The following is an 11,888-nucleotide window of genomic DNA, read 5'->3' as shown; positions in this document are numbered from 1 at the left end:
AGCCCATGGACCTCTGCGATGACATCGTTCCACTGAACCAGGTGCGTGCCCGCTTCACGGCGCTGGCCGAAGACGCCCGCAATGGACATGCAAAAGTCATCACCCGCAATGGCGAAAGCTATGTCGCCATCGTCGACGCGCGGAAGCTGGATTACTACCACCGCCTTGAGCGCGAAGTGCAGCAGTTGTCTGCATTGCGCGACGTGGTGGACGGGCTGGAGCGATTGCGGGCGGGAGAAGCGGGTGCTGACCCGGCCGCGGTACGTGTGCGCCTGCAGGACAGAGTGAAGCGTGCCACGCGCGGCTGAACCGCGCGTGCTGGCGGTCCACGCCCTTCCTGCGTACGAACGCTCGCTTGAAGCGGCGGTGGATGTCCTGCTGGAACTCGGGGCTGTCGATGCAGCTCAGGTCGTACTCGACCGGGCAGCGGGTTTCCTGCCGGAGCTGCTGCTGCGGTTTCCCGAGGCCGGACGTCAGTTTGATCCGCGCAATCCGGAAGGGGCGCGTGTACTGGCTTTGGCGGGACGGGTGCGTGAGTTGCTGGGCGATACCATCGAGCTGCGTGAGTACGTGCTGGATGACTACCTGGTGCTTTACGCCATCCACGATCGCGCCGTGCACCTGCTGACGCTGCGCCATCAGCGGCAGGACGGCTTCAGTCTGGGGTCGTAATAGCCCGTTCGCTGCCGCCGACGGCGCGGCAGGCGCCCTGACGGCATCCGGCGCGCGCAACGATCAGGTAGCGCCGAGCAATGCTCGGCGGGATCTTTCCGGGACTTCCGGTCCTGACCCAGGCCGCGCTTCGCGCTCGCCGGGCAAGGCTTGGCGCTAACGGTACGGGGCTGAAAAGGTGGCGACCCCGCCGGCTGACCTCGGCGCCCGCGTCGATCGATACCGTTGCTGCCTTCCGGCCCTGGCGGGATTTTCGATCTAGCGTCGCGAGGGGCCGACGGGGCCACCATAGAGACGTGGTCACCTTGCTGGCGACCTGTCACGGATGTGGGACGCAGCGCGAAGCGCCTGGAACCCGGTCCGGACTGCACATCGCTGGGCGATGGCAGGCGCGCATTCTAGCGCATGCGCGCATGCGTTAGCCAGCACGCACTCAGCGTTGTTCCCCTTCACCATGACGATGCGTCGTCTGACTTCCGGCGCTGCATGCCATGCCTATGCTGAACAAGGTGCTCGCGCCTGTGTTCAATACGAGATGTATCGTATGGGATGGTGTATGGTGGGATTCAACGAAGCCAAGCAACAGGTCATCCGAGACCTGCAAGCGGGCAACTTCGTCCACGAAGTCCGCCGCAACATCAGCAGCAAGAACCTGCTGCTGACCGGGGGGATCAGCGCGTCGGACCTGGCGGCAATTCTCAAGCGCGCGCGGGGGCAGGATCACCGCAGCTCGCCCCACCACCGGGACGCCGACATCCAGGTGCACGAGATCCTCGCCGCCGGGTGGTACGTGAAGTTCTACTTCCTTTCCGATACGACGTTCATCAGCGTTCACCGACAAGAGTCCATCAGGCCATGAAGCTCTACCGCGAAGGCGAACACAGGGACGCCCTATGTGACCGGGACGGTCGGGTCACCGCCACCTTTGAATACCGGGACGTGCCCTTTTCCGATGGGCGCGCGATTGCGCGTGACATTCTGGTGGGACGGTGCAACGCCTGCGGTGATGTGATCTTCATCCCGGCGCAGTCAACCCCGGCGGTGGCCAATGCGCGTTCAGCGCAGCAGTGCTCGTTCGAGGTCAACGTGCCTTCGGTGTTCGTCGAGCTGCTGGATGCCGCTGCCGCCCGCATCACGCCGCTGGCGACGCCTGACTTCCGCAAGCGCCTGTTCTTTTTCTATGTCAACCGCTACGCGCACGGCCAGGAGACATCAGCCGGGCTTGCGAAGCTGGCCAGACGATCAGCAGAGCTGGAAGCAGGCGGGCCGGCCAAGCGGTTGTCGATGAAGTTGAGTGCCTTCGCCAATGAGCGCATCGAGACCGTTCTGCAGCGCTCCTCGTTGACCAGGACCGAGCTGATCAAATGCGTCGCGTTGAAGGTGGGCGATGATATCGTCGCGCCCGAGCGACCACGTCACATAGGCCAACTGACCGTGCTTGCCGACATCCTGTATGCCTGATCTGCGTGAACCCGTTGTAACCACGGAAGGCCCCGTATGGGGCGGCGATCCGGCTGTTGCTAGACTCCCTCCCGGAGGAACGGCCTCCCCCGCACCGGGTTGAAATGTCCAGGACGGCCTGGCCCCTGCAAAGGAGGCCGCCATGGCCTGGATCCATCTTCTGTTTGCTGGCTTGCTGGAAATTGTCTGGGCCGTTTCGATGAAACAGTCCGAAGGCTTCAGCAAGCTCACCCCCACGCTCATCACCCTGGTCGGCATGATCGCCAGTTTCTGGCTGCTGGCCGTGGCGATGCGCAGCCTGCCGCTGGGCACCGCGTATACGATCTGGACCGGCATCGGCGCGGTCGGTGCATTCGTGGTGGGCATCGTGTTTCTGGGCGAGCAGGTCAGTGCGATGCGCATCGGCGCGGCCGTGCTGATCGTGTGTGGACTGGTGCTGATGAAGCTGTCCAGCAGTTGATGTGCGCCAAGCGGAAGCGGGGCGTCACGCGCTCCGCTTCACCACGGCAAGCAGGGTCTGCATCAGTTCGTCGCTGGCCTGCGACCTGCTGATATCGCCGTCGGCTGCGGCCTGCGACAACGTATCGGCCGCGCCCAGCACCGCCCACATGCCCGCATTGGATACCCCCGCCGTGCCCGCGAAGGGGGTAAAAATGCGCTGGCATTTTTCGATGAACGCATGCTGGTAACTGCGCTTGACCGCCTGCAGTTCAGGCGAGCCGCCGAGTGCAGCCACGACGGCTGAAATCTCCTGGCCCTGGGTCAGGACGCACTCCACATAACTGGCCGCGACCACCCGCGCTTTTTCCTGCAGCGTGGCCTTGGCAGCGTCAACGGCGGTATCGAAGATCGCCGTCTGCCGCACGTCATAGTCTTCGTAAAGCGCGGCAAGCAGGCCATTGCGGGTGCCGAAGTGATCGTAGGCCACCGGCTTGGTGACCCCCGCTGCTTCGGCCAGCCGGCCCAGCGTCAGCTGGTCGGTGCCTTCCTCGCTGATCAATGCCCACGCCACGTCCAGCAACTGGCGCGTGCGTGCTTCGCGCGGCAGGCGACGGCGGGGGGCGGGCGTGGCAGTGGAGGAGGACTTCGGCAACGACTCAATTCCCGGGGGTGGCGATGCGGCGTCCGATCGCGTGGGCGGTATCCAGATGCGCGGCCGGGAAGCCGGGATCCGATGCCAGCAGGCGCGCCGAACTGGCGACAGTGGCACCACAGTAATCGAAAATCCCATGGTCGATCTGCGTGGCCATGGCCTTGGCGTAACCGTGGCGTTCGATCATCCCCGCGTCGGCGCCGCCGTTGGCGACCAGATGCACCTGCAGCCGCTGCAGTTTCTTCTGCACCTTTCCGTCGGGGCCTTCGTCGTAGGCCCAGCCGTTGCTGAAAACACGGTCGATCCAACCCTTCAGCAGCGCGGGAAACGACCACCAGTAAATCGGGTAGACCAGCACCAGCGTGTCCGCCCGGTCCAGGCGGGCGTGCTCGCGCGCGACATCATCAGGCGCCGCGGCGCGCTTCTCGAAGTAGGCGAGGTCGTCGCTGTTGAAAACCGGATCGAAGCGTTCGGCGGTCAGGTCCGCGAACTCCGTGCTGGCGGCTGGGTCGGCGCTGGTGATGCCGTCGGCCACGCGGCGGGCGATGGCGTGGGTCAGGGAGTCTGGATTGGCGTGCGAGACCACGATCAGTGCGTGCATGGGGATCCTTTCTGTAGTTACCATAGGTAACTTAATATAAGTAGATATCTGCCCCGTGCCATGCACACTGATGGAACGCTGTCAGCTCACCGGATGTTGGTCTTGCGCGCGATGGGACGGTAGCCCTGCCATTCCGGGTGAGGCTGGGTGCCCGATGGGTTGGGCTGCAGGTGCACGTGCAGGCCGCCGAACTCCCCGAGGGCCAGGCAGTTGTCGACCTCGCGCAGGTCATCCTTGTGCAGCTGCTGGGCCCCTTGCAGCAGGCTGCGCCGCGCCTTCGCCTTGGCGCCGGCGGCATCCGCTGCCACGAACAGGCCGAACGCATGCAGCTCCGCCAGGGTGTCTGCGCGGTAGCCACCCATGTTGACGAAGAACAGCGTGAGCCCGGACGGGTCCGGCTCCGGCGCGAGATGCACGTCGAAGCCATCGGCCCAATCGATGCGCATGTAGCCATCCAGATGCAGGCTGCCGGGATCGCCGAACCACGCCTCGCGCAGGGCAGGGTAGGCATCCTGCACGCGGGAAACTGCGGCGAACTGGACGTCGTGCAGTTCGATGTTGGCGCGGCCGGCCATGCCGCCGATGTAGAACTGGTAGAGGTGTCGGCTGCGGGCGGGTGGGGTGGGCATGGCGAGGAATCGTTGCTTGCGGGTGACGCGTCAGCGTAGCCGCAGATCGCATTCGCTGCGGTGGGACGCGTCTGTAGTGCCGACCTGGGTCGGCAGCTTTTTTGCACGGGGCCCACCATGGGCGGCACTACCGAAGCAGAAGCTGCGCGCTGCAGGGCCAGCCTTCGGCTGTCCGGATCTGCTCCTGCAGATCCGTCGAACCCCGGGGCTTCTCATCTGCCGCTCTCTCCGCCAGGCAAATAAAAAGGGCCGCCCGATGGGCAGCCCTTTTTATTTGTCTGGCGGAGAGAGGGGGATTCGAACCCCCGAAGCGCGGTTTAGACGCTTACACACTTTCCAGGCGTGCTCCTTCAACCGCTCGGACACCTCTCCGGATTCCCCTGCGGAACGACAATGCCGTTGCAGGGGCCGCAGATTCTAGCTGGCTGCGCGGCTGGACACAAGGCCCTGCAGTTGCCGACGTAGGGGGCTGGACAGGCGTGGCACAATGGTCGTCCTGATGAAGACGGTGGCCTGATGTCCTATCTCGTCCTTGCCCGCAAGTGGCGTCCAAAGCGTTTTGCCGAGCTGGTGGGCCAGGAACACGTGGTCCGCGCGCTTACCAATGCGCTGGACAGCGGTCGCGTGCATCACGCTTTCCTGTTTACCGGTACCCGTGGGGTGGGCAAGACCACCATCGCGCGTATTTTCGCCAAATCGCTGAACTGCGAACAGGGCACCAGTGCCGATCCCTGCGGCCAGTGTCCGGCCTGCCTGGACATCGATTCCGGCCGCTACATCGACCTGCTGGAAATCGATGCGGCGTCCAACACCGGCGTGGACGATGTCCGCGAAGTGATCGAGAACGCGCAGTACATGCCCTCGCGTGGCAAGTACAAGGTCTACCTGATCGACGAAGTGCACATGCTGTCCAAGGCGGCGTTCAATGCGCTGCTGAAGACGCTGGAAGAGCCGCCGGAGCACGTCAAATTCCTGCTCGCCACCACTGATCCGCAGAAGCTGCCGGTCACCGTGCTCAGCCGCTGCCTGCAGTTCAACCTGAAGCGCCTGGACGAAGACCAGATCCAGGGGCAGATGACCCGGATCCTGGCGGCCGAAGAGATCGAAGCCGACGACAGCGCCATCGTGCAGCTGTCCAAGGCCGCCGATGGCAGCCTGCGTGACGGCCTGTCATTGCTCGACCAGGCCATCGCCTATGCCGGCGGTGCGCTGCGCGAGGACGTGGTGCGCACCATGCTGGGCACGGTGGATCGCACCCAGGTGGCGGCCATGCTCGACGCCCTGGCCGAAGGTGATGGCCAGCGCCTGCTGCAGGTCGTGGCGGCGCTGGCGGAGTTCTCGCCGGACTGGAGCGGCGTGCTGGAAGCGCTGGCCGATGCCCTGCACCGCATCCAGGTGCAGCAGCTGGTGCCGGGCGCCATCGCCGCCGATGGGCTGGATCTGGGCGGCTTTGCTGCGCGGGTGCGTCCGGAAGTGGTGCAGCTCTGGTACCAGATGGCCCTCAACGGCCGCCGCGACCTGCCGCTGGCGCCGAGCCCGCGCGCCGGTTTCGAAATGGCCGTGCTGCGCATGCTGGCCTTCCGTCCGGCCGCTGCGGTGCCGCCGGTACCGCGTGCACCGGAAGGTGGCGAAGGTATGCAGTCGGGTGGTTCGACGGGTTCGGTGAGCGGCTCGGCGGGTTCTGCCGGCATCGCCGCCGCACCCGTTGCCGCCGCACCGGCGCCGGCCGTGGCAGCCAGCGTGCAGGCCGCAGCGCCCAAGCCCGGTCCGCTGCCGGACACCACGCCGGTGGAAGATCCCGAGCCAGCGCCGCCGGCACCGGTGAAAGATCCGCCGCCGGCCTCGAATGAACCGGATCTGCCCCCGTGGGAGATCGAAGCGGCCGATGACAGCGACCAGCGCGACGATGCACTGGCGGCCGAACTGGCTGGCCCGGACGCGGCCATGCTGGCGCCGTGGCAGCCACCTGCCGAACCGGCACCGCGCGCTGCGCCCACTGTTGCGGTGGCGGCACCGCCCAAGCCGTTCCGCGCCGAAGGCATCGACATCGCGCCTACCGCCAGGGTGGCCGAAGCAGCAGCCCCGGGCGGTGCATCGGTGGCATTGGCCTGTGCCGAAGATTGGCTGGAACTGGTGGCTGCCAGTGGCCTGAGTGGGCCTTCGCGGCAGCTTGCCGCCAACGCGGCGTTCATCAGTTTCCAGCACGGGGTCTTGAAACTGGGTTTGTCGCCCGGATTTGAGTACCTGAGTTCCGAACGCGCGCTGGGCGCGCTGGCGGAGATGCTGGGCAAGGCGCTGGGTTCGCCGCCGAAGATCGTGGTCGATGCCACGCAGGCGCCGGCCGAGACCCTGCACCAGCGATCAGACCGTCAGCGGAGTGAACGCCAGCAGGCGGCCGAGGCGTTTTTCATGGCCGATCCGGAAGTGCAGGTGCTGATCCAGAAGCACGGCGCGCGGCTCGTGTCCGATTCCATCCGTCCCTTTGAAGAGTAAAGAACCATGCGCGGCAATATCGCCCAGATGATGCAGCAGGCCCAGAAGATGCAGGAGAACCTGCAGAAGGCCCAGGAAGAAATCGCCAAGCTTGAAGTCACCGGCAGCGCCGGCGGCGGCATGGTCAGCGTCACCCTCACCGGTGCCAAGGAATGCCGCAAGGTGCGCCTGGATCCGTCGCTGCTGGGCGACCAGGAAATGCTGGAAGACCTGGTGGCCGCAGCCTTCAACGATGCGTCCAACAAGATCGATGCCGAGTCGAAGACCCGCATGGGTTCGGCCACGGCCGGCATGCAGCTGCCCCCGGGCATGAAGCTGCCGTTCTGATGCAGCGCAGCCGGGCATGGCCCGGCTCTATCCGAGCCGAATGATGTCCGCACCCCTGCTTGACCAGTTGATCGAAGCGTTGCGCGTGTTGCCCGGCGTGGGCCAGAAGACCGCCCAGCGCATGGCGTACCACCTGCTGGAACGCGAGCGCGAGGGCGGCGGGAAGCTGTCCTCGCTGCTGGCGCAGGCGATGGAGCGCATCGGCCATTGCGCGCAGTGCCGCGATTTCAGTGAAAGCGAACTGTGCGCGACCTGCGCCAACAACAGCCGCGAGCGCAGCCAGTTGTGCGTGGTGGAATCCCCCGCCGACCGGCTGGCCATCGAAAACGCGACCGGTTTCCGCGGCGTGTACTTCGTGCTGCAGGGCCGGCTGTCGCCGCTGGATGGAATCGGCCCGCGCGAACTGGGGCTGGAGCTGCTGGGCCAGCGGCTCGATGCCGGCGAGATCACCGAAATGATCATCGCCACCAGTGCCACCGTGGAAGGCGAAGCGACCGCGCATTACCTTGCCCAGCTGGCGCGTGCGCGGCAGGTGCGGCCGAGCCGTCTCGCGCAGGGCCTGCCGCTGGGCGGCGAGCTGGAGTTCGTCGATCGTGGCACGTTGTCGCATGCCTTCGGCACGCGCAGCGAAGTGCGGGAATGAAGCGTAGTGCCGACCTTGGTCGGCACCCCCCCCCAAAGAGGCGACACCCATGACCAGCGAAACGCTCTTCAGCAAGATCATCCGCCGCGAAATCCCGGCCGTCATCGTCTACGAAGACGAAGAGGTGCTGGGCTTCAAGGACATCGCGCCGCAGGCGCCGGTGCACGTGCTGTTCATCCCGAAGAACGAGGTCATTCCCACCCTGGATGACGTAACGCCGGGGCAGGCGCACCTGATCGGCAAGTTGGCGCTGGCCGCCGCACAGTACGCGCGTGAGCAGGGGCTGGCCGAAGACGGTTACCGCATCGTCATGAACTGCCGCGAACACGCCGGGCAGACCGTGTTCCATATCCACCTGCACTTGCTGGCCGGCGCTCCGCTGGGCCACTTCGGCGCGCCGGGCCGGTAGCGCCGACCCATGGTCGGCGGATGCCCGGGGGTGAGGGGGCTGATCGTTTCCGCCGACCATGGGTCGGCGCTACCGCTTCTGCCTTGCCGTGCCGCGCGCAACAAAAAAGCCGCCCGAAGGCGGCTTTTTCATTACAGCCCAGGCAGCGGTCACCACCAGCCGTAACGGCCGTAGCCCCACGGGCCCCACGGACCCGGGCCTGGCCCCCACGGACCGTACGGGTAGGGCACCACATCGACCTGGCGCTGTTCCGGCCACAGATAGATCACATCGGCGGCGAGCTTGGGCAGGCGATAGTCGTACTCGCCGATCTTGACGTTCTCATAGCCGTCCACGCGGCCGATGAAGGTCACATCGCGGCCTTCTTCGAACACCGCCGGATCATAGAAACCGGCGCGGCAGGCAACGAAGCGGCCGTCGCTGGCGTCGGTGGAACTGGTGGTCGGGCGGCCACTGGCGTTGAGCGGGCGCGACAGCAGCTGGAAGCAGGTCTGGCCCTGGCCCGGCAGCGTTTCGATGATGCGGCCGCCCCAACGCACCGGCGCGCCCACCTGCTGGGTCGCCACGGTATCGCGCGGGGTCACGGCGGCGAACTGGCCCTGCAGCGGCTTCGGTGCCGTCGCGCAGGCCGCCAGCGCCAGTGAGGCAGCCAGGGGAAGCAGAATCTTGATGTTCATGGTGTGGCTCCGGAAGACGGACGATGCCTGCGCAGGTCGGCCAATAATGAAGCGCGGTCGACATGAGTGCCAGCGTAGCGCGCGTGGACGAAACGCTGGCTGAGCGCCAGCAAGGCAGGATCGCTCCGTTGGGCGTCAACGCGGCGTGCCCATTCCATCGCGGGCTCTGACGGTTCACGCGCCAGGCCCTGTTTCGCGTATCGACGGCCCAGTCGGTGCCAGGCACGGAGCAGCGGGTCGCGCTCGCGTTCGCCGCGGGCCAGCACCCAGGCCATCGCCCCCAGCGCCATCAGCGCAATCACCACCAGGCTGGAAATCAGCTGCGGCGGCGACAGGTCCGGCATGCCCAGCGGCCGCAGCAGCTGCTGCTGGCGGGTGGCGTCGAAGGACAGCACCATCTCGTTCCAGCCCCTGCGCAGCCAGTCCACGGCCTGTCCGGTCTGCAGCCAGGCCCCCTGCATGCCGCCCGCTTCGGTGCCCAGGCGGTCTTCCAGCGTGTCGTAGATGCGTTCGGGGGCCACCGCGGCGGTGGGGTCCACGCGCACCCAGCCGCGTCCGGGAAGCCACACTTCGGCCCAGGCATGGGCATCCATTCGGCGCACCACCCAGTAGTCGCCGATTGGGTTGCGCACGCCACCGGCAAAGCCGGTGACCACGCGCGCCGGCACTCCGGCATTGCGCATCAGCACGACGAATGCCGAGCTGAAGTGTTCACAAAATCCCACCTTCTGATCGAACAGGAATTCGTCCACCGCGTTGCGGCCGGGCAGTTCGGTGTCCAGCGAATAGGCGAATTCGGCGCGGATCCAGTCCAGGCTGCGGCGCACCAGCGCGGCATCGTCGTTGCCGGCTTCGGCGCGCCACTGGCGGGCGAGCGCGGCGGTGCGCGGATTGAATCCTTCCGGCAACTGCAGCGACAGCTGGCGCTGCCACGGCGACAACGATGCGGCGAACACCTGCGGCGGCGCCGACTGCAGCGTCCAGCGGCTCAGCGAAGCCAGGGGGCGATCGCTGACCAGGCTGTAATCGGCGGTCAACCGCGCGCCGGCCGGGGCGCTCCCGGGCAGGTCCAGCGCCACCAGCTGGCGGCGGTCGGTGGGTTCGTAGTCGATGGTGTAGTTCCAGCGCTGCGGACCGGCCTGCACCGGCACCGGCGCGCGCTCTTCATTGCGGCGGTCGCGGATCCACGTGCGGCCATCGAAATGGGTCATCACCGGGCCGCGCCAGTAGCGCTGTTCCGCTGCGGGCACCGGCCCCTGGAACTGCGCGCGCAGGGCCGGGGTGTCATCGGCCATCAGGTCCAGCCACTGGCCGGGTTCCATGCTGTCGGACAGGCCCGGCCGGCTGACCGCACGGTCCGGCAGCCCCCACAGCGGCTGCGACAGGCGCGGAAACAGCCAGAACGTGGCCATCGCCAACGGCAGGCCGATCAGCAGCAGGCGCAGTACGCCCCGCACCTGCACGCGCAGCGCGGGGGGCGCCGACTGGCCTTCCACCTGCGCCAGCCGCTGCAGGGACAGCAGTGCGCAGGCACCGGCCAAGGTGGCCAGCAGGGTGGTCAATGGTCCCTGGTCCAGCAGGAAAGCGGCGAACGGGGCGAACAGGGCGAAGCCGAGCAGGCTGCGCGCATCGCGCAGGGTATGCAGTTCGCTGGACTTGATCGCCAGCATCGCCGCCAGCAGCGCGCAGCCGGTATCGCGGCCGGGACGGATGCCCATCTGCACGTAGATCAGCGCCAGCATCGCCAGCACCAGCAACAGCCGCACGGGCACCGGCAGCAGGCCGCGACGCGACACCAGCGCGGTCAACAGCGCGACAGCGGCGATGGTGGCGGCGAGCACGCTGGGCAGCTGCAGCAGCAATGGCAGCAGGGCCAGCGCGGTGCTGGCCAGGGCCCAGCCACGTGCATGGCGGTCGAGCAGGGAGGGGGCGGGCTCAGTCATGCGGCAGCAGCGCCAGGGCGCGCAGGCAGAGGTGGTGGTGCGAAGCGCCCTGTGCGGGCCCGATCGGCGACTGGCCGGGCAGCTTCAATGTATAGCGGCGGCCCTCGCGCTCGGCCAGGTCGACCCAGCGCGCAAGCCGGGCGATGCGCTGTTCGGTGCCCAGTCCGTGCAGCTGGCGCCAGTCCAGCATCACCTCGATGCCGGCGGGTTTTTCATATTCGCGCACCAGCAGCGTGTCGCGCCGTGCGGAGTGTTTCCAGGCGATGCTGCGGCGGGGGTCGCCTGCGCGATAGGGGCGCAGTTGGTGCAGTTCTTCGCCCGCCGCATCCATCCGGCTGTGCAGCGGGTCGCTGCCTTGTTCGGGCAGCCCGGGGCCCTGGGTTTCGGCGTGGGGATACACCAGCAGCGGCTGGTCCGGCCAGAACCACGACCATGCGCGCACCAGTCCCAGCGGCTGCGTGGTGGACAGGCGGATGCGGTCCAGGTCCAGCCAGCCGCGCTGTGCCGTGGGCAGCTCCAGTTCGGCATCCACCCGGCCGCCGGCGGGGACTGCGGTCCAGCTGCGTGCATCGCCGTGGTCAAGCTGCAGGCCCGGGCGGCCACGCTGTTCGCGCTGGGAAAGCACCACGCGCACGCGCAGCGGCTGGCCGGCTGCAACCGGTTCGGCGCTGACCGCATCCAGGCTCAGCCCGGACAGGGTCAGGTGCGCGCTGATCGCACTGGCCACCGCAGCGCCGGCCAACAGCAGGGCCAGCAGCAGCGCCGGGTTGTTGTTGTAGTTCAGCGCACCGAGCAGCATCGCCGCCAGCACCGCAGCCACGAACAGCCCGAAGCGGGTGGGCAGCACGTAGATGCGGCGCCGGTCCAGCCGTTGCGGCAAGGTTTCCGGCTGGCGCGGGCGCGCCAGGTTCATCAGCCACTGCCGGCGCGTAGGCACGGG

At 67.2% G+C, this 11,888-nt stretch carries 15 protein-coding genes, 1 tRNA gene and 1 other RNA gene; 9 read left to right on the top strand and 8 right to left on the bottom strand.

Features of this window, described 5'->3' with window-relative positions; translation table 11 throughout:
* The first annotated feature begins 5 nt into the window (after positions 1–5).
* On the top strand, positions 6–308 hold the full coding sequence (locus ABE522_RS07870; protein ID WP_346591213.1) for a type II toxin-antitoxin system Phd/YefM family antitoxin: 303 nt from the start codon (positions 6–8) through the stop codon (positions 306–308).
* 58 nt (positions 309–366) lie between these two features.
* A complete protein-coding gene (locus ABE522_RS07865) occupies positions 367–672 on the top strand; it encodes a hypothetical protein (protein ID WP_346591212.1) in 306 nt (101 codons plus the stop codon).
* Between the two features lie 184 nt (positions 673–856).
* Here ABE522_RS07865 and ffs read toward each other — a convergent pair.
* An RNA gene (gene ffs, locus ABE522_RS07860) (signal recognition particle sRNA small type) lies at positions 857–953 on the bottom strand.
* A 173-nt stretch (positions 954–1,126) separates the two neighbouring features.
* On the opposite strand from ffs, the gene ABE522_RS07855 reads away from it, so the two are divergent.
* The 3 genes from ABE522_RS07855 to ABE522_RS07845 all read left to right on the top strand — a co-directional run bounded on the left by ABE522_RS07855 (position 1,127) and on the right by ABE522_RS07845 (position 2,593).
* A complete protein-coding gene (locus ABE522_RS07855; RefSeq protein ID WP_346591211.1) occupies positions 1,127–1,531 on the top strand; it encodes a hypothetical protein in 405 nt (134 codons plus the stop codon).
* Positions 1,528–2,133 (top strand): hypothetical protein, encoded by a 606-nt coding sequence (locus ABE522_RS07850; RefSeq protein ID WP_346591210.1) that lies wholly within the window; start codon positions 1,528–1,530, stop codon positions 2,131–2,133. The genes ABE522_RS07855 and ABE522_RS07850 overlap by 4 nt, the downstream gene beginning before the upstream one ends.
* Before the next feature lie 142 nt (positions 2,134–2,275).
* The gene (locus ABE522_RS07845; protein ID WP_319274567.1) at positions 2,276–2,593 is read left to right on the top strand and encodes a DMT family transporter; all 318 of its coding nucleotides are present in this window, start codon (positions 2,276–2,278) and stop codon (positions 2,591–2,593) included.
* 24 nt (positions 2,594–2,617) lie between these two features.
* Here the strand turns inward: ABE522_RS07845 and ABE522_RS07840 are convergent, their stop codons facing one another.
* The 4 genes from ABE522_RS07840 to ABE522_RS07825 all read right to left on the bottom strand — a co-directional run bounded on the left by ABE522_RS07840 (position 2,618) and on the right by ABE522_RS07825 (position 4,828).
* On the bottom strand, positions 2,618–3,226 hold the full coding sequence (locus ABE522_RS07840) for a TetR/AcrR family transcriptional regulator (RefSeq protein ID WP_346591209.1): 609 nt from the start codon (positions 3,224–3,226) through the stop codon (positions 2,618–2,620).
* Positions 3,227–3,230: 4 nt separating this feature from the next.
* Complete coding sequence (locus tag ABE522_RS07835) at positions 3,231–3,827, bottom strand: NAD(P)H-dependent oxidoreductase (protein WP_346591208.1); 597 nt, start codon at positions 3,825–3,827, stop codon at positions 3,231–3,233.
* Between the two features lie 86 nt (positions 3,828–3,913).
* Positions 3,914–4,456: a DUF1543 domain-containing protein gene (locus tag ABE522_RS07830; protein ID WP_346591207.1), complete on the bottom strand. Its 543-nt coding sequence runs from the start codon at positions 4,454–4,456 to the stop codon at positions 3,914–3,916.
* 279 nt (positions 4,457–4,735) lie between these two features.
* Positions 4,736–4,828 (bottom strand) — tRNA-Ser (locus tag ABE522_RS07825).
* Positions 4,829–4,972: 144 nt separating this feature from the next.
* Here ABE522_RS07825 and dnaX point away from each other — a divergent pair.
* Genes dnaX through ABE522_RS07805 form a run of 4 tightly spaced genes read left to right on the top strand, consistent with a single transcriptional unit; the run spans position 4,973 to position 8,328 of the window.
* Complete coding sequence (gene dnaX / locus ABE522_RS07820; protein WP_346591206.1) at positions 4,973–6,949, top strand: DNA polymerase III subunit gamma/tau; 1,977 nt, start codon at positions 4,973–4,975, stop codon at positions 6,947–6,949.
* A 6-nt stretch (positions 6,950–6,955) separates the two neighbouring features.
* Positions 6,956–7,276 (top strand): YbaB/EbfC family nucleoid-associated protein, encoded by a 321-nt coding sequence (locus ABE522_RS07815; protein WP_042613371.1) that lies wholly within the window; start codon positions 6,956–6,958, stop codon positions 7,274–7,276.
* 43 nt (positions 7,277–7,319) lie between these two features.
* Positions 7,320–7,919 (top strand): recombination mediator RecR, encoded by a 600-nt coding sequence (recR, locus tag ABE522_RS07810; protein WP_346591205.1) that lies wholly within the window; start codon positions 7,320–7,322, stop codon positions 7,917–7,919.
* A 49-nt stretch (positions 7,920–7,968) separates the two neighbouring features.
* Positions 7,969–8,328, top strand: a complete 360-nt coding sequence (locus ABE522_RS07805; RefSeq protein ID WP_346591204.1) for a histidine triad nucleotide-binding protein — start codon at positions 7,969–7,971, stop codon at positions 8,326–8,328.
* Between the two features lie 149 nt (positions 8,329–8,477).
* Here ABE522_RS07805 and ABE522_RS07800 read toward each other — a convergent pair whose 3' ends face one another.
* The 3 genes from ABE522_RS07800 to ABE522_RS07790 are packed head-to-tail and all read right to left on the bottom strand — an operon-like array spanning position 8,478 to position 11,861.
* Positions 8,478–9,005 carry a Slp family lipoprotein gene (locus ABE522_RS07800; RefSeq protein WP_057506959.1) on the bottom strand — a complete coding sequence of 176 codons (528 nt, stop codon included), beginning with the start codon at positions 9,003–9,005 and terminating at the stop codon, positions 8,478–8,480.
* Positions 9,002–10,948, bottom strand: coding sequence for a transglutaminase TgpA family protein (locus ABE522_RS07795; RefSeq protein WP_346591203.1), 1,947 nt, complete (start codon positions 10,946–10,948; stop codon positions 9,002–9,004). The genes ABE522_RS07800 and ABE522_RS07795 overlap by 4 nt, the downstream gene beginning before the upstream one ends.
* Positions 10,941–11,861 (bottom strand): DUF58 domain-containing protein, encoded by a 921-nt coding sequence (locus tag ABE522_RS07790; RefSeq protein WP_346591202.1) that lies wholly within the window; start codon positions 11,859–11,861, stop codon positions 10,941–10,943. Before ABE522_RS07790 ends, ABE522_RS07795 begins: the two co-directional genes overlap by 8 nt.
* Positions 11,862–11,888 lie beyond the last annotated feature (27 nt).

This window comes from Stenotrophomonas lacuserhaii (assembly GCF_039674585.1).
In the GTDB taxonomy this organism is placed as follows: Bacteria; Pseudomonadota; Gammaproteobacteria; order Xanthomonadales; family Xanthomonadaceae; genus Stenotrophomonas; species Stenotrophomonas pennii_A.
The sequence above is the reverse complement of the archived record's forward strand: the minus strand, read 5'-3'. Positions and strand labels throughout refer to the sequence as shown.